Here is an 18,252-nt window from a genome sequence, read left to right on the forward strand (position 1 = left end):
CTCCGACCCCGGCGCCCTCGCCCTCGCCCGCGCCCGCCCCGGCCCCGGCGCCGGCTCCCGCCCCGGCGGCTCCAGCTCCGGCTCAGGCCGCGCCCGCCCCCGCGACGGACGGCGCCTACGTCACCCCGCTGGTGCGCAAGCTGGCCGCGGAGAACGGCGTCGACCTGACCACCGTCAGGGGCTCCGGCGTCGGCGGCCGCATCCGCAAGCAGGACGTGCTGAGTGCCGCCGAGGCCGCCCGCGCGGCCGCCGCGGCCCCCGCCGCCGCGGCGGCGCCGACCGCCAAGGCGCCGGCGCCCGTCCAGCCGTCGCCGCTGCGCGGCCAGACGGTCAAGATGAGCCGGATCCGCAAGCTCATCGGCGAGAACATGATGAAGGCGCTGCACAACCAGGCGCAGCTGTCCTCCGTCGTCGAGGTGGACGTCACCCGGATCATGCGGCTGCGGGGCCGGGCCAAGGACGCGTTCCTGGCCCGTGAGGGCGTCAAGCTCTCCCCGATGCCGTTCTTCGTGAAGGCGGCAGCGGAGGCCCTCAAGGCCCACCCGTCGATCAACGCCCGGATCAACGACGACGGCACCGTCACCTACCACGACGTCGAGAACGTGGGCATCGCGGTGGACTCGGAGAAGGGCCTGATGGTCCCCGTCATCAAGGGCGCGGGCGACCTGAGCCTGGCCGGCATCGCCAAGAAGACGGCGGAGCTGGCGGGCAAGGTGCGCGGCGGCGGGCTCGCGCCCGACGACATGTCGGGCGGCACGTTCACGATCAGCAACACCGGCTCGCGCGGTGCGCTGTTCGACACGATCATCGTGAACTACCCGCAGGTCGCCGAGCTGGGCATCGGCGCCACCGTGCGCCGCCCGGTGGTCGTGAACCACCCGGAGCTCGGCGAGACCATCGCCATCCGGGACATGGTCTACCTGACCCTGTCCTACGACCACCAGCTGGTCGACGGCGCGGACGCCGCCCGCTACCTGACGGACGTCAAGGCCCGCCTGGAGGCCGGCGCGTTCGAGGGCGAGCTCGGCCTGTAAGGGCCGTCCGGCAGCCGACGTGAGGCCGCGCCCCGCCCGGATCCTCCGGGCGGGGCGCGGCCACGTCGATCACCGAGTTGATCAACCAGTTGGTCACCGATGGGAGAGTGAGCTAGCTGTGGGCGTGCCCGTTGTCCATTCGCTGCGCCAGCAGATCCGCGAGCACATCGTGGAGGGCATCGTCAGCGGCCGCTGGCAGCCCGGCGAGCGGATCGTCGAGCGGCGGATCGCGGCCGAGCTCGATGTGAGCCAGACGCCGGTCCGGGAGGCGCTGCGCGAGCTCGAGACGCTGCGGCTGATCGAGTCCGCGCCCAACAAGGGCGTCCGGGTGCGGGCGTTGGCCGCCGCCGACCTGGAGGAGATCTACCCGGTGCGGGCGGGGCTCGAGCAGATCGCGGCCGAGTTGGCCGCCGGGCGACTCGCCGAGGACGTCTCGGCGCTCACCCCCGAGGTGGCGGCACTGCGCGAGGCGGACCGGCTCGCGGACGCCGAGGCCCAGGTCGGGCACACGGTGGCGTTCCACCACGAGCTGGTGAAGGCGTCGGGGAACAGCGTGCTGCTGCACACCTGGGAGTCGCTTGGCATCGAGATCTGGACGGCGCTCTCGATCCGCTGGCTCGGCACCCGGCAGCAGTCCTACGCCGAGGAGCACCAGGACCTGGTGGACGCCTTCCTGCGCCGTGACCCGCGCATCGGGGAGCTCGTCAAGGAGCACGTCCTGAACTGTGCACCGCGTGCCTGATGGTGGCTCCTGGCCTGGCACGGGATGCCAATTTCTCCGATTCGCCGATTTTTTTGCACTCACCCTTTGATCGATCATCGATCAGAGGCATACAGTCTCCCTGGAAGTGAGCCGCGCCGCACTGCCTGTCCTGCCGTCCGACGCGGCTCCCAGGGGAGCTCCGGTCCCGATTGTCGCGCCAACGCACGGGACCGGGCCCCTCATGGCCACCCATGATTTCATGGGTGGTCCCATGCGTGCTGCCCGACTGATCAGACTGGTCCTGCTGCTCCAGGACCGCAGGGCGATGACCGCCGCCGAGCTGGCCGCCGAACTCGAGGTCTCAGAACGGACGGTGGCCCGCGACGTGCAGGCGCTCTCCGAGGCCGGCATCCCCGTCTACGCGGATCGGGGCCGCGCCGGAGGCTACCGCCTCGTCGGCGGCTACCGCACCCGCCTCACCGGCCTCGGCCGCAGTGAGGCCGAGGCGCTGTTCCTCTCCGGCGTCCCGAGCGCGCTCCGCGACATGGGCCTGGCGGACGCCGCCTCGGCGGCCCAGCTCAAGGTCTCAGCCGCCCTGCTCCCCGAGCTGCGCTCGGCGCCCGACACCGCCGCCCAGCGCTTCCACCTCGACGCGCCCGGCTGGTGGCAGCCGCCCGAGACGCCGGCGCTGCTGCCTGCCGTCGCCGAGGCCGTCTGGGACGACCTGCGGGTCCAGGTCACCTACCGCCGGGGCGACGGCGCGGAGGTCTCGCGCGTCCTCGACCCCTACGGCCTGGTCCTGAAGGCCGGCACCTGGTACCTCGCGGCCCGCCCCGCCAACGCGCCTCACCTCCGGGTCTACCGCGTCTCCCGCCTCCTCACCGTCACGGCCACCGGCGAGCGCTTCACCCGCGACGAGTCCTTCGACCTTCCCGGCTTCTGGACCGACCATGCCGCCGCCTTCGCCCGCTCCATCCTCCGCGCCGAGGTCCGCATACGCCTCTCCCCCGTCGGTGCCCGGGTCCTCCCCCACGTCACCGACCGCGAGGCCGCGGCCGAGGCCGAGGCGGCGGCCTCACCCCCGGACGCCGACGGCTGGGTCACGACGACCCTGGCGGTGGAGTCGGAGGAGGTCGCCTACAGCCAGCTGCTCTCCCTCGGCCCCGACGCGATCGTCCTGGCGCCGACCTCACTACGGGACGCGCTGGCCGCTGCGGCGCGGCGGATGGCGACGAACTACGACTCGTGACCCGAGGGCTCTCCCCCGCCCCCCTCACAGCAGCCGGCGACCGTGCCTCACCCCCTCCACGGCGGTGCAGCCGGGAGGCGCCCCGTCTCCCGGGTCGTTCCCCCCTCCGTCTCCGACCGGCGCCAGTCCATCGACGGCTGCCGTCCACTCCCACCCGGTGCCGTCCACCGGCCGCAGGTGCGCCTCCACGCGCACAACCCGCCCGGCTCCGCGGGCGACGTGCTCCAACACGGCCGCCAGCCGGCCAACCCGACCAGCCTGGTCGGTGACCCGCTGACCGATCAGCTCGTGTGTTCCCCACCGCAGTGTGGTGCCGTCTCGGCTCATCGCCCGCCTCCGGTAATTTGACCGAAGGCACCCCTTCGCCGCCGAGACGACAGCTCCGCCAACAGACAGTCCAGTAGCGCCCGACACAGAAGATGCCACGCGCCGCCCGGTGTTGCGACGGCCACCTGCTCGATGTGCCGGGCGGGACGAGAAACTCCACCGAGTCCCGAGCGTAGTCGGGGTCCGGTCCAGTTGAAGCCGCGTGAGCCAGTGGCGGCCACACCGGGCCCGACGCCCGTCGGCCGCGGTCAGGTCGGGCGCCGGCAGTTTGCTGCTCCCACATGCGGCCCGCCGGCACGGGCACCGCGCGACGCCACGGCCAGGCCGTGAAAACGTCCTCAACACGGGCACCGGCTGCTACCGCCCGCCGGTACCTCCAGCACCGGGCCGATCGCCGCGACATGGTGCGGGAGTTGGGCGAGAACGGACAGACCGACCGGGCGAGGCCGCTCGGGAAGCCGACGACACGTTGATGGGTGCGGCGGTCCTCGCGCACCGGCGTTCGTCCCGGCCTGGGAGGGGGACCGTGAGGCGGCTGTGGAACGGATGACGGCCGCCACGACCTACGCGCGACGCGGCCCGGCCAGTGCGGAGTTCCTGGCGTGGCTGGACGCGGTCGAGGCCGAGTGCGAGACACGCTGTGGGAGCGCCCGCGCCGCGCTGCACCTCACCGGCCACGCCGAGGATGTTCTCGCCACCGGATCTCCCCACGCCTCCCCCGCCTGGATGGACTGGTTCAGCCCGGTGCGCCTGGCAGCGTTCAAGGGCAACACGCAACTCGTCGCGCGGCATCTTCCGCGGGCCCGCGCAACGCTGCTCGGCGTCCTCGAAGCGCTGCCGGCGGAGTCGGACAAGCAGCGCACCGTCGTTCTGGGTGACCTCGCCGCGGTAGAGGCAGCCGACAGCAATCCCCAAAAGGCATGCGACTACGCGCGCCAAGCCCTTGATCAACTGGCCGTCACTTGGTATGTGATGGGCATGGACCGCGTCCGGGAGGTCCGGCGGACTCTGCACCCCTGGCAGGGCGAACCGTGCGTACGCGAGTTGGACGACCGGCTTTGCGGCTGGGCCATGACGATCAGCGCGCTGTCCCGTTGCACTTCGCAATCCCATCCCGAAGTTCGACCAGTGAGTCGATGCGCATCGTGGGCAGCTGGGCCGCGTCCGGGTGGTGCTGCTGGATGGTTCCCCACGGCCCTCGGCGGATAAGAGCCGTGCGGAGCCCGGCCTTCGCGGCGGGCCGGATGTCGTTGTCAAGCCGGTCTCCGACATACAGGGTTTCGGCCGAGAACACCGGTACTGCCTTGGTAAGCCGCTCGAAGAACACCGGGTCGGGCTTGCTCGCGCCCCAGTCGTCAGACGTACCGATCAGGTCCACGTCGGACTCTAACAGTCCCCGCAGCAGGCCGCCTGCTCGGACCGTCTGGGTTCCGGCGATACCGAGCCACAGGCCGGCAGTGCGCAGCGCCGCGAGGGCCGGCCGGACGTCGTCGTAGAGGTCGTCCTCGCCGAACCACTCCGGCTGACCGGCGGCAGCCCGGCGTTCACGCTCCTCGTCGAGGTCGAAGCCCGGACGAAACACCTGGAATGTCGCCCGGTAGTCGCGCCCTGGGCGATGACCGCACCGAACTGAGCCGCGAAAAGTGTCGCGGCACTCCGAGCCAGTCTGCCCAGGTGCCGTACTCCCTCGTCTCATCGACCAGACACTCACCGACATCGAACACCACGGCACGGATCACCCGTCACGTCTATAGAGCCCGGACGGCAACCTGCTGACATCATGCGGTTCCCGAGACCGACCGACTGCGGGCTCGACGCCGGGCGTGCCAAGGAGGTGAGGAGCCATGCCAGCTGATCTCGGCCCGGAGTTCGAGGCGATGATTCGACCGCATACCAGGAAGTTGACGTTCGTCCGTCCCACCAGCTCGCCCGGATACAGCTCGGATCTCACGACGCTGGTCGAGGGCGAGGAGGGGTCACGTCCCGCCGAGTGGTGTAGTTGTCCCTTGTCCATCGAGTCGTTTCACAGCGAGCCCAGCGTGAAGCACGTTGAGCACTCACGGAAGTGAGTTGAGTTGCGGCATACTGCAAGTCGCGTATTGGAATCGGTCAGTACCTGCCGCATCGCAGCGCCTCACGATGCAACTCTGGCGCGTTCGGCTGGGCGTCAACAGGCGCAATCCGGGTCCGGTACCTGGGGAGCCCGACAGCAGGGGGAGCAGCGATGGATCCGAGTTTCATCGTCCTGATCATTCTGGTGGTGTTGGTCATCACCGCCCTGATCAAGACCTTCAAAACCGTTCCACAGGGCAGCGCCGCCATCGTCGAGCACTTCGGCCGCTACAGGCGGACCCTGAACCCGGGGCTGAGCATCGTGGTCCCGTTCATCACGACGATCCGCAACCACGTCGACCTCCGCGAGCAGGTCGTGTCGTTCCCAGCGCAGTCGGTGATCACCCGTGACAACCTGGCCGTCAACATCGACACGCTCATCTGTTACCAGGTCACCGACGCCCGGGCCGCCACGTACGAGGTCACCAGCTACATCCAGGCGATCGAGCAGCTCACCGTCACCACACTCCGCAACATCATCGGCGGCATGGACCTCGCGCGGACCCTGACCTCCCGCGAGGAGATCAACACAGACCTGCTCCGCGTCCTCAACGAGGCCACCGGCAAGTGGGGCATCCACGTCGACCGCGTCGGGCTGAAGGCCATCGGAACGCCCGCCTCCATCCAGGACTCGCCGCAACGCAGCTATCGCGACAAGAACGGCCCTACCATCCCGCCTGGTGGGAAGGAGGCCACACGGACCGCGTCGCAATCGCACGCGCAGACGGATTCCCCGCCCGTGCACCAGCCGCTACGGGAGGGCGACCCTCGCCGGATCGATCGCTACGAGCTCAAGGCGAGGCTGGGCCAAGGCGGGATGGGCACGGTCTATCTCGGTCGGACTCCCGGCGGGCGCTCGGTCGCTGTCAAGGTCATCAAGCGGGAGCTGGCCACCGATCCCGAGTTCCGCAAGCGTTTCGCCCGCGAGATCATCACCGCCCGCGAGGCCAGCGGTTTCTACACCGCGTCCGTGGTCGCCGCTGATGCGCACGGTGCCCCGCCCTGGCTGGTCACCGAGTACATTCCCGGCCCGTCACTCTGCGACGCCCTGAGCCGACACGGTGCCCTGCCCGCCAAGACCATCCAGACCCTGGCCATCGGCATCGCCGAAGCCCTCCAGGGCATCCATGAGCGCGGCATCGTCCACCGTGACCTCAAGCCCGGCAACATCATCCTTTCCAGCACCGGCCCGCGCGTCATCGACTTCGGCATCGCCCGAGCCCTCGACGGCACCGCCATCACCCGTACCGATCGTGTCGTGGGCACTGAAGGCTTCCTCGCCCCCGAGCAGCGCACCGGAGCGCCGGTCACCTTCGCCACAGACCTCTACGCCTTTGGCGTGGTGCTCTGCCACGCCGCCGGGGCCGTGCCAAAGGACGGCGAGTCCCTCCTCGATTCTGCCCTCGGCCTTTTGCCGTCCCGCCTGTCCGGCATCGTCACCCGCTGCTTTGACCATGATCCCGCGGGCCGTCCGACGCCCACTGAGGTCATCGAGCAGCTTGCCGACCGCCAGTCATCGGGCGAAGTCTGGCTGCCGCCTCTCGTACGCACGCTAATAGATCTGCACAACCAACCCATTCAATCGACAGATTGACAATAGTCAGGCCAAACCGGACCCGGTCTGCAACAACGCCCCTGGAAGGGCACGCGGGCAGTACCCACTCCGGACAGTCAGGCCAATTTGCCGGTCCCCGTTGACATCCAACCCAGTCCGCCCAGATCAGTGCGCTGCACACGACTGACTTCGCTGTCAAGGACAGTAGTCGGTCGTGGTGGCGGACGCGCCGGTTATCTGCCCGGGGCGTGCATCCGTTGCTGGTGACTGTTCCCTGCACAAGGGGCTGGCCACCGCGCAAGTCTCCCTTGAACGACCAGTTCAACCAGAAGGAGCGCACGATGGCCTTGTCCCAGTCTGACCTGATGCGGCTGCTGGAGTCACTACGTACGGCCGACGGAGTTGAGACGATCAGGGTGCTGTGTGAGCGCATCCTGCAGGAGCTCATCGAGGCCGAGGCGACCGAGGTCATCGGCGCCGCCCAGGGCGCGCACTCCCAGAAGCGCACGACGTGGCGCAACGGTCACCGCGACCGGCTGTTGACCACCCAGGCCGGCGACCTAAACCTGAGGATCCCGAAGGTGCGATCGGGTCGTTCTTCCCCTCGCTGCTGGAGCGGCGTCGGCGGATCGACCGGGCGTTGTTCGCCGTGATGATGGAGGCGTATGTGCACGGGGTGTCCACCCGCAGCGTGGACGACCTGGTCAGCCCTCGGGACCGGAAGCGGCATCTCCAAGTCGGAGGTTTCCCGCATCTGCGGTGAGCTGGATCAGGAGCTGACCGCGTTCAGGGAACGCCCGCTGGATCACACCGTCTTCCCCTATGTGTTCCTGGACGCCACCTACTGCAAGGCGCGGGTGAACCACCGGATCGTCTCCCAGGCGGTGGTCATCGCCACCGGGATCTCCGCGACCGGGCACCGCGAGATCCTCGGGCTGATGGTCGGCGACAGCGAGTCCAAGCCGTTTTGGACACAGTTCCTGCGCTCACTTCGGGCCCGCGGCCTGGAGCATGTCCAGCTGTATCTCCGACAGCCACAGCGGCCTGGTCGCCGCGATCCGCACCGTGTTCCTCGGCGCGGCCCGGCAGCGGTGCCGGGTTCACTTCGTGCGCGACATCTTCAGCGTGATCGAGAAGGGCTCCGGGGAGATGGTCGCCGTGACCATCCGCACCATCTTCGCGCAGACAACCACCGAGACTGTCTGCACCCAGCTGAACGTGGTCGCTGACATGCTCGGACGGCAGTTCCCGAAGGTCAAGGCCATGCTGCTGGACGCGGCGACGGACATCACCGCGTTCGCGGACTTCCCGCCGGCTCACTAGAAGAAGATCTGGTCCACCAACTCGCTGGAGCGGCTGAACCGGTAGATCAAGCGACGAGCCGACGTCGTTCAGGTCTTCGCCGACCCTGCCGCCCTGGAACGGCTGGCCGCCGCTGTTCTCGCCGAGCTCCACGATGAATGGCAAATCTTCGACCGCCGCTACCTCTCCGAAGCCTCCATGGCCGAACTCCTCACCACCAACCCGACCGAAGGCCGCCAGATCCCGCCACAACCGGAACCGGACCAACTCGGCCAGTAGCTACACCACTCGACGGGACACCATCCGAGGAGGGGCTGTTCTTCGTCCAGGGCCATGCGCCATCGGCACGACGGGAACCGCGGTGCGTTGAAGGGGGAGACGCGCTATCGCGCGTCACGTAGCGGTCGTGGCGCGGTTCGGGGTGACCGTGCGGGTGCGGCAGTTGCCTGGTGCATCAGGGAACCGTCGCCGCGACCCGTGTCGTCTGTTACGGCTGTGACCGAAGTGACGCCCACCATGCCCGCAGAACACCGGGAACTGCTCTCCGACCTCTCCGGGATCGTCTGCGACTACCCCAATGTGGACCCGGAAGCGACACTCGCCTTCCTCGCCTCGGACGCGTCGGGGACGCTCGACCGCGTCGGCACTCCGGAAGGCCGGCGGGAGAGGACCGGGTATGTGATCCTCCTGCATGCCACCTCCTGGTACGTCTCCGCTCGGGTCTTCAGCAAGTCCCTGTTCGCCTCGTACACGGAGGTCCTGGAGGGGTTCCGTGCCACCCTGGACCCGGCTTCCTGTTCCTGCCAGGACGGCGCCCACCCGGAGGACCTGGACTCGGAGTACGCGGTCGAGGCCGGGGTGAGCATGCTCGCCGAGGCCGGCCGGGCCGCGTTCGCCGAGGAGTACGGTCCCGGGGACGAGGAGTTGGCGGCGTTCGACTGCGAGGGGTTCCTCGCGGAACTCGTCGACCAGGCCGTGGACGCTCTGCGCGAGGGGCACCGGAGGCTCTTCGGCGACATCGACGTCTCCCACCTCGACGCGCGATTCGTCAGGGACGACGGCGGCATCGACATCGTCGCCATGCAGGAGGCGATCGACCGCAGCTGGGAGAACAACACCGGCTCGGTCGCGTTGTGGTCCGCGCGTCGTTGGCTCACCGGACAGGTGCGAAACGAGGAGCGGCTCGGCCTGTTCCTGTGCATGTGGATGGGCATCGCCCAGACGTACGAGGGGCTGCCGCCGTCGTACGCCCGAGCCCTGGCCGCCGCACTCGCCACCATCGACCTGGACGTGTCCTGCGACCACCCGCGGCACCCCTGGTCCACCGCCGAAGCCACCACGCGGTCCCGGTACCTCGCGGTGCTCCACCTGTACGCGCCGGAGGACCACCCCGACACCCCCGTGCCCGCCGAGCTCTCGGCCCGAGAGGTGTGGGAGTGTCCGGGGCAGTACGCCGAGTTGGCGCGCACGGCCCTGGCGGACATCAGTGGCTGGCGCCACATGCGCGGCGGCGAGGACGAGGACTGGGAGTTCTGATTCCCGGCCGCTCAACGGTGGTCGGACACTTTCGCCCCACCCCGTCCCGGCTGCGCCGGAGCGCCCCTCCGGGCATGGGAGACAGCCCGGTGGCGCCGTTCATCCGGAGGTCGCCCTCGGGACACCGGCCGCCCCGAGGATGAGGGGCATGTCGGATGGCCGTGGCGGCTGGGACCACCGACGTTTCGCCGGCGCGTTGGCCGGCCTCTCCGGGTTCGCCGCGCTGACACAGGTACCGCTGGCGCGCGGCGCGCTCGCCGACCCACCGCGCCGGGCGGCGGCCGGCGGCGACCCGTTCGCACTCGGCGTGGCCTCGGGCGTCCCTCCCCCAGCCTGACGGCTGGGAGGCGCCCCCAGCCCGACGGCTTCGTGATCTGGACCCGGCCGGCGCCCGACCCGCTGGCACCGGGTGGCGGTGGCGGGATGCCGCAGCGCCCCGTGCCGGTCGAGTGGCGGGTCGCCACCGACGAGCGGATGCGTCATGTCGTGCGGCGCGGCACCGTCGCGGCGCTCCCGGAGCTGGCCCACTCCGTGCACGAGTTCAGCGTGCTCGACGGCCGCCAGTACCGCAGCGTGCCGCCCGCCGGCTGGGGCGAGTCGCCGGCGAGCGAGGCGTCGTACGACCCGTCCGTGACCATGCTGGGCGAACGCCAGGAGCGGTGGCTGCTCGACGGCCCGGCCGACTCCCGTGCCCGGTGGAACGTGCTGGCCAACAACGTGATGATGGGCCGCCTCGACCACGACGGTCCCTCGGGCGACGTGCTGTGGCACGACGCCTGGGACGGCTTCCCGGCGGCCCGTACCCGCGTCACGGACCGGCTGGTGGGGCCCGAGGTGCGCAACCCCGTGGTCATCACCGGTGACTGGCACTCCACCGTCGTCAACGACATCAGGCGGGACTTCGACGACCCCGACTCGCCGGTCGTGGCGACCGAGTTCGTCGGCACCTCGATCTCCACCAACGGCGACGGCGAGGTCTACGGCCCCTACTACGGCCCGATGATCAGGCACAACCCGCACATCCGCTTCTTCGCCGGCGACCGCCGTGGCTACGTGCGCTGCACGGTGGAGCGGGACGAGTGGCGCACCGACCTTCGGATGGTGCCGACGGTCGGCCGGCCCGACGTGACGGCGTACACCCACGCCTCCTTCGTGGTCGAGAACGGCAGGCCGGGCGCGCGTCAGGTGTAGTCGCAGGGGGGCGGGGCGACGGGGCGAGTAGGGTCCTCGCCCGCCGTCAGGAGCGGCAGGCCCGCCGCGTGGCGGCGGAGGAAGCCGGCGGTCGGGGTGTCCGCCTTCGCGACGCCGGCCGGGGTGCCCGCCGCGACCACCGCACCGCCGGCCGGACCGGCGCCCGGGCCCAGGTCGATCAGCCAGTCCGCGGACGCGGCGACGGGGATGTCGTGTTCGGCCACGACGACCGTGTTGCCCGAGTCGAGCAGCGTGTCGAGCGCGTCCACCACCCGCTGGACGTCGGAGGGGTGCAGGCCCGAGACCGGCTCGTCGAGGACGACGAGGCCGGCCCCGCGGCTCGCGGCGCCGCGCCGGAGCGCGGAGGCCAGCTTCAGCCGCTGTGCCTCGCCGCCGGACAACTCCGTCGCGCTCTGACCGAGTTGGAGATACCCGAGGCCGACCTGGTGCAGGGCCCGCAGGATCTCGGCGAGTTGTCGGGGCTCGGCGAACCGCTCCACGGCCTCGTCGACGGTCAGCTCAAACACCTGGTCGACGGCCAACCCCTGGTACCTGATGTCCAGGGCCTCCGGCCGATACCGCCGGCCCTCGCACGCGTCGCAGACCACCCACACGTCCGGCAGGAAGTGCATGTCGACCAGCTTGCGGCCGTGGCCGGCGCAGGTCTCGCAGCGGCCGCCGCCCGCGGTGTTGAAGCTGAACCAGGAGGCGTCGAGGCCGCGCTCGCGCGCCGTGTCGGTTCCGGCGAACAGCCTGCGGACGATGTCGAACGCCTTGCTGTACGTGGCCGGGTTGGACCGCGGGGTCCGCCCGAGCGGTTCCTGCTCGACGACGGCGACCCAGCTGAACCCTTCGAGGCCGGTCACCTCCCGCACCCCGTCGGTCACCGTCCCGTTCAGGGCGGCCTCCGCGCTCGCCCCGAGCGCGCCGAGCAGGCTGCTCTTGCCGCTGCCGCTCACCCCGGTCAGGCAGGTGAGCCGGCCGGCGGGGAAACGCACCAGGTCGGCGGTCACGTTGTGGGCGCGCAGGCCACGCAGTTCCACCCAGCCAGTGTCGTCCCGGATCGGACGGGGGTTCCGGCGCGGCCGTGGTGCCTCACCGGCCAGCTGGCGGCCGGTCAACGACCTCGGATGGGCGGCCACGTCGGCGGGCGGCCCCGACACCAGGACCTCGCCGCCGAGGCGGCCCGCGCCGGGTCCCATGTCGACCACCCAGTCGGCCCGGGCGATCAGCTCGGGGTCGTGTTCGACGAGGAGCACCGTGTTGCCGGCCTCGCGCAGTTCCAGGGCGATGTCGAGCAGGTGCGCCTTGTCCGCCGGGTGCAGCCCGGTCCCGGGCTCGTCCAGGACGAAGGTGATGCCGCTCAGCTCGGTGCTGAGCTGCGCGGCCAGCCGGGTCCGCTGCGCCTCCCCTCCGGACAGCGTCGTCGCGCTCCGGGAGAGCTGGAGGTGTGCCAGGCCGAGCCGGTCCAGGATGCCGAGCCTGCGGCCCAGGTCCTGGAGCAGCGGCTCGCCCACCTCGCGCTGCCCGGCGTCCAGGTGGTCCACGACCCGCCCCGCCCAGTCGCGCACCTCGCGTACCTCCACCTGAAGCAGGTCGGGGTAGCTCAGCCCGCCGAGCCGCACGGACCTGGCCACCCGGTCGTACCCGCTGCCGCCGCAGGTGGCGCAGGGCTGCTTGCGCATGTACTTCAGGTAGCGCTGTTTGGCGCCGGCCGTCCTGGCGTTCACGAACACCCGCTCCACCTCGGCGAGCGCGCCCCGCAGCGGCTGGCTCGAGGTGTAGGTCATCCGGGCCCGCTCGTTCCGGTTCGGTATGTCGACGGTCGCCTCGACGCGCTCGTCACCCGTGCCGTGGAGCACGCAGTGCCGGAACTCCTCGGGCAGCGACCGCCACGGCCGGCCGAGGTCCACGCCCCGCTGCTCGGCCAGCGCCGGAACGAACACGTGCTCCCCCGACCGCCACTTCGCGAACCAGGGCGAGGCACCCTCGAAGAGCGGCAGCTCCGGGTGGGTGATGACCAGGTCCTCCTGCGCCTTCCACCGCCCGCCCACCCCGTGGCAGTCCGCGCAGCTCCCCTCCGGCGAGTCGCGGTCGAAGTGGGCGGTCGTCAGTGGCCCGCCCCCGCCCTCGGCCGCCGGGTCGGCGCCGAGCGCGGGGAGGCGCGAGTACAGCAGCCCCAGGTGCCCGTCGACGCCCGTGATCGTCGCGACCGTGGAGCGTGGGTTGCGGTTCAGGCGACGCTGGTCGACGGCCAGCGTCGCGCCGAGGCCCAGGACGCGGTCGACCTTGGGCCGGTTGCGCTGGCTGATGTACTGCCTGACGAACGGCGAAAGCCCCTCCAGGTACCGCAGTTGGGCCTCACTGTGCAGAGTGTCGATCGCCAGCGAGGTCTTGCCGCTGCCGCTCACTCCGGTGAACGCGACGAGCCGCCCCTTGGGGATGCTCAGGGACACGTCCCGCAGGTTGTTGGTGCGGGCCCCCACCACGTCGATGGTCTCGTACCCCGTGGTCACGACAGGGGCTCCGCGGTGAGCTTCGTGAAGTCCGGGGAGTAGACGGTCATCCAGTGCGGGCGCAGCCGGCAGTAGACCACGTCGCGCTCCCAGTCGAAGGCGTGCTCGCCGTAGAAGTCCTTGAAGTACGCGAGCAGTTCCGGCCACTCCGCGTCCGGCTCGCCGTCCGGGGGGTTCAGGATCTCTGCCGTGCCGTGCGTGAACACACCGAGGTCCTCACCGCGCAGGTGGGCGGCGCTGACGGCGGGTCGGGCGGCGAGGTGGCGGGCCTTGGCGGCGCCGCGCGCCGTGCCGAAGTGCCACCTGCCGTGCAGGAAGTGCCCGTCAACGCCGCTGATCCGGGGTTCGCCCTTCGCCGTCACGGTGGAGAGGGCGAGGGTGCGCATGCCGGTGAGGATCTGCGTGAGTTGGGTGGCGGTCAGGGTTCGCTCGGTGTTGATGATCGAGCGGAGGTGCGAGGTGGAGCGGGCGAGCGAGGCGTCGAGGAGGGCCTGGAGCTCGGTGAGTTCTTCGAGTGTTTCGCGCATGGAGGTCCTTGTCGGTCCGGGGGTCGTGTGGGGTGGTCAGCGGTAGTCGGCCACGTCGACGTCCTTGCCCTCGTTCACGGCGTCCCGGATGTACGGCCACGCGTCCGGCTGGGAGCCGTCCGTGTCGGTGAAGCCGTACTCGCGGGCCAGTTGGCCGCTGGAGAGCGACTGGCCGTTCCAGCGGGCCACGTCCGGGTCGCAGGCCAGCGCCGCCGCCGCGCGGCCGACGTAGGTCGGGGACTCGGAGATCGCGAAGTGCGGGTCCTGCTTGATGCCGTCCCGCCAGTTCTCCTCGGTCACCTTGAAGTGGGTGTCGAGCATCGCCTCGGACCGAAGCCAGCCAGGCGTCAGCGAGACCGCCGTGCAGCCGAGGTCGCGCAGTTCCTCGCCGAGCGCGTAGGCCATCCGGATCGGGGCGTTCTTGGCCAGGTCGTAGTAGAAGCTCTCCCGGTAGCGGCGGTTGGACTCCTTCGTGCCGTCCGTCACCTCGATCACCAGGCCGCCGGGGCGCCGGGTCAGCAGCGGCAGGGCGTAGCGCGAGCTGATGATGTGGGTCTCGACGCCGAGCCGCAGCATGCGCAGTCCACCCGCCAGGTCGAGGTCCCACATCTTCGTCCCGAACGACAGGTCGAGCAGGTGGTCGGCACCCCAGACGTCGTTGACCAGGACGTCGAGCCGCCCGCGCTCCCGGTCGATCCGGTCGACCAGCGCCTCGACCTGCTCGGGCTCCAGGTGGTCCGTCGGCACGGCGACGCCCTCGCCGCCCGCCGCGGTGACCAGTTCGGCGGTCTCCTCGATGGTCTCGGTGGCCCGACCCACCTCGCTGACGGCCGTACGGGTCGTCCGGCCCGTCGCATAGACCGTGGCGCCGGCCGCGCCGAGCTCGACGGCCATCGCCCGCCCCGCGCCCCTGGTCGCCCCGGCCACCAGCGCGATCTTCCCGGTCAGCGGCTTGTCCTGCTGGTTCACGCACACTCCTCGCACGTCGTGGTTTCGACGGGCCCCACGCTTCCAGGGAAACCAGACATCTCCTGTCCGGCTTTCCGGCGTGCGCACGAGGGCCGGAGCCGGGATCCTGTCGCCATGATGGACGAAACGGACTTCTGGGAGATCATCGACAGCACCCGGGATTCCGCGGGCGGCGATCCCGAGGCACACGCCGACCTGCTGGTCGAGCGTCTCGTCGACCTCGATCCGGAGGCCGTCACCGACTTCGCCCGGCACTTCGAGTCGCGCTTCGGCCGTGCCTACCGCTGGGACGTGTGGGGCGCCGCCTGGGTGCTGCTCGGCGACGCCGGGGACGCCGCGTTCGAGAACTTCCGCTGCTGGCTGATCAGCCGCGGCCGGCACGTGTTCGAGGGCACCTTGCACGAGCCGGACGCGCTGGCCCAGCTGCTCGGGCCCGACGGCTTCGACCGCCACACGGACGGTGAAGCGGAGGACGTCGGATTCGCCGCCTACGACGCCTACGACCGGCTGACCGGCACCGAGCTGCCCGACCTCGGCCTGCCGGAACAGCCGCGCGAGCCGGAGGGCGTGCCGGTCGACTTCGCGGACGCGGCGGCGATGGCCGCCGCCTACCCGCGTCTCTGGGCGCTGGCGCGGCGGGCCCCAGGTGGCCGCGTCGACGCCTGATCCACCAGGATGGGGCCATGCGGGAACCAGCGGAGCGCGTGGAACGGATCGCCGTCACCGGCTCGTCGGGGTTGATCGGCTCGGCGCTGATCGCGGCGCTGCGGGCGGACGAGGTGAACGTGGTGCGGCTCGTGCGGCGCCCGCCGCGCGCCGCCGACGAGGAGCGCTGGGACCCTTCGGGCGCGGAGCCGGACGTCAACCGGGCCGCGCTTGAGGGCTGCACGGCCGTGGTGCACCTGGCGGGCGCCGGGGTCGCCGACCACCGGTGGACGCGGCGGTACAAGGCGGAGCTGCGCGACAGCCGGGTCTTCGGCACGGCGTCGTTGGCCCGGGCGATCGCCTCGCTCGACGAGCCGCCGCGCGTCCTCGTCTCGGGCAGCGCCATCGGCTACTACGGCTACACGGGCTCCCGTCCAGTGGACGAGCACGAGCCACCGGGCACCGGCTTCCTCGCCGACCTCTCGGTGGACTGGGAGGCGGCGGCCGGGCCGGCCGAACAGGCCGGGGTGCGGACCGTGTTCGCCCGCACCGGCCTCGTGGTGGCCAGCTCGGGGGGCGCCTGGGGGCGTCTTTTCCCGATCTTCCGGGCCGGGATCGGCGGCCGTCTTGGCAACGGCCGGCAGTACTGGAGCGCCATCTCGCTCCACGACCACGTCGCCGCGCTCCGCTTCCTCCTCGACGACGTGCCGGGGCTGTCCGGCCCCGTCAACCTCACCGGGCCCGAGCCGCTGACCAACCGCGAGGTCACCCGGGTGATGGGGCGGGTGCTGCGCCGGCCCACGGTGTGCGCGGTGCCGGCGCCCGTGCTGCGCCTGGTCCTCGGCGAGTTCGCGCAGGACGTGCTCGGCAGCCAGCGGGTGGTGCCGCGCAAGCTGCTCGACGCCGGCTTCGCCTTCGCGCACCCCACGGTGGAGGAGCAGGTGCGGGCCGCCGTGGCCGCCCCCGCCTGACGACCGGCGGGGTCGGCACGCGACCTTCGTGCCCCCGTGCCCTGGTCCATGCGCTCTGCCGGATTGCGCCCGGCGTGAGAGGGTCTCTCCGGTTCGGGCATTGCCCGCGCCCCCAGCGGGCATCAGGACCCACGGACCCACACCCAGGGCCCTGGGGGCCGCTGTCCGGAGCGGCCGGCAAGACCGTCGACAGCGTCGTCCACGGGGAACGCGGCCCGCGCCGACCGGCCGTCCCGTCGGCGTCCGCGCCCCCGCCGCTCGCACGCACCGACCCCTCACCAGGAGGCCACGTGCTTCAGCGCCGACCGCACCGCGACCACTCCGATGTCGTCATCATCGGCGCGGGCCCCGCCGGGCTCGCCGCCGCGCACCACCTGAGCACCGCCGGCCTCACCGTGACCGTCCTGGAGGCGGCCGACCGCATCGGCGGGCGCATGTCCACCGAGGAGCTCGACGGCTTCCGCCTCGACCGCGCCGCCCACCTCGCCCTGCCCGGCTACCCCACCAGGGCCCAGCTGCCGGGTCCGCTGCCCACCCGCCGCCTGACCGGCGGCATCGTGCTGAAGGGCGCGACGCACCAGCACCGCATCGGGGAGGCGGGCGGCCACGGCCAGGGCCGTGCCGGCCGCCGCTCGCTGACGTCGGCCTTCGACCAGATCTGGCTGCGGGCCAACCTGGCCAGACTCGGTCGGCTGCCGGACGCCAGACTGCGGTCCCGCCCCGAACTGACGGCGGCCGCCGCGCTCTCCGCGCGCGGCATACCGACGCGCATAGCCGAGGGCGCGCTGCGCCCGCTGCTCGCCGCCCTGCTGCACGACCCGGAGCTCGCCACCTCGAGCCGGCTCGGCGACGAGGCGCTGCGGGCGTTCGCCAGGCGCGGCCTCGGCCTGCCGACGGGCGGCGCCTCGGCGCTGCCCGAGCTGCTGGCCTCGGCCCTGCCCGAGGGGTCGGTCAGGACGGGGGTGCGGGTGGTCTCCGTCTCCACCACGGTGGTGGAGACGGAGTCGCACGGCGCTTTCCGCTGCCGGGCCGTGGTGCTGGCCACCGGTGCCGAGGAGGCCGCCCGGCTGCTCCCCGGCCTGCGGGTGCCCGCTTTCCGGCCGGTGACGGTGCTGCACCACGCGGCGCCGGCCGCCCCGCCCGGCGGGCCCGCGCTGATCGTGGACGCGGCGGCGCGGGGTCCCGTCTCGCACACCATGGACGCCTCGGCGATCGACCCGTCCCGGGCGCCGGCCGGCCGGACGTTGGTCACCTCGGTGGTACTCGGCCCGCCGGCGGCCGAACCGCCGGAGCTGCTCGACAAGGCGGCCAGGGCGCAGCTCGCCGAGCTGCACGGCACGCCGGCCGACGACTGGCGACTGCTGGCCGTGCGGCACGATCCGCACGCGGTCCCCGTGTTCGCGCCGCCCTACCCGGGGGCGAGGTCGACGCGGCTGCTCGACGGCCTCTACGTGTGCGGCGACCACCGCGACGTCCCGGGCCCGACCGGCGACCTCGCCTCGGCCGCGCGAGCGGCGGCGGCGCTGATGGCCGACGCGGGCGTGACAGCGGCGCCCCGGCCGGTGGCCGCGGAGGCGGTCTGACGGCGCGGCCGGGAGCCGGTTCCTTCCCCACC

12 protein-coding genes and 5 pseudogenes are annotated in these 18,252 nt (G+C 71.7%); 13 read left to right on the forward strand and 4 right to left on the reverse strand.

Going from position 1 to position 18,252, the window contains the following annotated elements; genetic code table 11:
* From sucB to E1265_RS39195, 4 genes and pseudogenes are all read left to right on the forward strand, one after another.
* On the forward strand, positions 1 to 1,034 hold a 1,034-nt coding region (gene sucB, locus E1265_RS17560), incomplete at its 5' end, for a 2-oxoglutarate dehydrogenase, E2 component, dihydrolipoamide succinyltransferase (RefSeq protein ID WP_132931257.1).
* A 118-nt stretch (positions 1,035 to 1,152) separates the two neighbouring features.
* Positions 1,153 to 1,776: a GntR family transcriptional regulator gene (locus E1265_RS17565; RefSeq protein ID WP_132931258.1), complete on the forward strand. Its 624-nt coding sequence runs from the start codon at positions 1,153 to 1,155 to the stop codon at positions 1,774 to 1,776.
* A 232-nt stretch (positions 1,777 to 2,008) separates the two neighbouring features.
* Positions 2,009 to 2,986, forward strand: coding sequence for a YafY family protein (locus tag E1265_RS17570; RefSeq protein WP_132931259.1), 978 nt, complete (start codon positions 2,009 to 2,011; stop codon positions 2,984 to 2,986).
* Positions 2,987 to 3,755: 769 nt separating this feature from the next.
* Positions 3,756 to 4,408: pseudogene (locus E1265_RS39195) on the forward strand (transcriptional regulator); the annotation flags it as partial.
* Here E1265_RS39195 and E1265_RS17580 read toward each other — a convergent pair.
* Positions 4,392 to 5,052 (reverse strand): annotated as a pseudogene (locus E1265_RS17580) (HAD family hydrolase). The pseudogenes E1265_RS39195 and E1265_RS17580 sit on opposite strands and share 17 nt — an antisense overlap.
* A gap of 485 nt (positions 5,053 to 5,537) precedes the next feature.
* On the opposite strand from E1265_RS17580, the pseudogene E1265_RS39200 reads away from it, so the two are divergent.
* The 6 genes and pseudogenes from E1265_RS39200 to E1265_RS17600 form a co-directional block, all read left to right on the forward strand.
* A pseudogene (locus tag E1265_RS39200) lies at positions 5,538 to 6,083 on the forward strand (paraslipin); the annotation flags it as partial.
* Positions 6,084 to 6,269: 186 nt separating this feature from the next.
* Positions 6,270 to 7,019 (forward strand): annotated as a pseudogene (locus E1265_RS39205) (serine/threonine-protein kinase); the annotation flags it as partial.
* Between the two features lie 302 nt (positions 7,020 to 7,321).
* Positions 7,322 to 8,561, forward strand: a pseudogene (locus E1265_RS17590) (IS256 family transposase).
* Positions 8,562 to 8,777: 216 nt separating this feature from the next.
* Complete coding sequence (locus tag E1265_RS17595) at positions 8,778 to 9,818, forward strand: hypothetical protein (RefSeq protein ID WP_243740884.1); 1,041 nt, start codon at positions 8,778 to 8,780, stop codon at positions 9,816 to 9,818.
* A 148-nt stretch (positions 9,819 to 9,966) separates the two neighbouring features.
* Positions 9,967 to 10,155 (forward strand): hypothetical protein, encoded by a 189-nt coding sequence (locus E1265_RS38100; protein WP_207931116.1) that lies wholly within the window; start codon positions 9,967 to 9,969, stop codon positions 10,153 to 10,155.
* Positions 10,152 to 11,009: an alkaline phosphatase D family protein gene (locus tag E1265_RS17600; protein WP_279571441.1), complete on the forward strand. Its 858-nt coding sequence runs from the start codon at positions 10,152 to 10,154 to the stop codon at positions 11,007 to 11,009. The genes E1265_RS38100 and E1265_RS17600 overlap by 4 nt, the downstream gene beginning before the upstream one ends.
* On the opposite strand, the gene E1265_RS17605 is transcribed toward E1265_RS17600, so the two are convergent.
* The 3 genes from E1265_RS17605 to E1265_RS17615 are packed head-to-tail and all read right to left on the reverse strand — an operon-like array spanning position 11,000 to position 15,021.
* Positions 11,000 to 13,525: an excinuclease ABC subunit UvrA gene (locus E1265_RS17605; RefSeq protein ID WP_132931261.1), complete on the reverse strand. Its 2,526-nt coding sequence runs from the start codon at positions 13,523 to 13,525 to the stop codon at positions 11,000 to 11,002. The two genes, E1265_RS17600 and E1265_RS17605, sit on opposite strands and share 10 nt — an antisense overlap.
* Positions 13,522 to 14,052, reverse strand: a complete 531-nt coding sequence (locus E1265_RS17610) for a pyridoxamine 5'-phosphate oxidase family protein (protein ID WP_132931262.1) — start codon at positions 14,050 to 14,052, stop codon at positions 13,522 to 13,524. Before E1265_RS17610 ends, E1265_RS17605 begins: the two co-directional genes overlap by 4 nt.
* Positions 14,053 to 14,088: 36 nt before the next feature.
* The gene (locus E1265_RS17615) at positions 14,089 to 15,021 is read right to left on the reverse strand and encodes an SDR family oxidoreductase (protein ID WP_132931263.1); all 933 of its coding nucleotides are present in this window, start codon (positions 15,019 to 15,021) and stop codon (positions 14,089 to 14,091) included.
* 117 nt (positions 15,022 to 15,138) lie between these two features.
* Here E1265_RS17615 and E1265_RS17620 point away from each other — a divergent pair, with 117 nt between their 5' ends.
* The 3 genes from E1265_RS17620 to E1265_RS17630 all read left to right on the forward strand — a co-directional run bounded on the left by E1265_RS17620 (position 15,139) and on the right by E1265_RS17630 (position 18,220).
* The gene (locus E1265_RS17620; protein WP_132931267.1) at positions 15,139 to 15,687 is read left to right on the forward strand and encodes a DUF4240 domain-containing protein; all 549 of its coding nucleotides are present in this window, start codon (positions 15,139 to 15,141) and stop codon (positions 15,685 to 15,687) included.
* A gap of 17 nt (positions 15,688 to 15,704) precedes the next feature.
* Entirely contained in the window at positions 15,705 to 16,637 is a 933-nt protein-coding gene (locus E1265_RS17625; protein WP_132931264.1) for a TIGR01777 family oxidoreductase, read from the forward strand.
* A 290-nt stretch (positions 16,638 to 16,927) separates the two neighbouring features.
* A complete protein-coding gene (locus tag E1265_RS17630; protein ID WP_132931265.1) occupies positions 16,928 to 18,220 on the forward strand; it encodes an FAD-dependent oxidoreductase in 1,293 nt (430 codons plus the stop codon).
* The last annotated feature ends 32 nt before the right edge of the window (positions 18,221 to 18,252 follow it).

The organism is Streptomyces sp. 8K308 (assembly GCF_004348315.1).
In the GTDB taxonomy this organism is placed as follows: Bacteria; Actinomycetota; Actinomycetes; order Streptomycetales; family Streptomycetaceae; genus Streptomyces.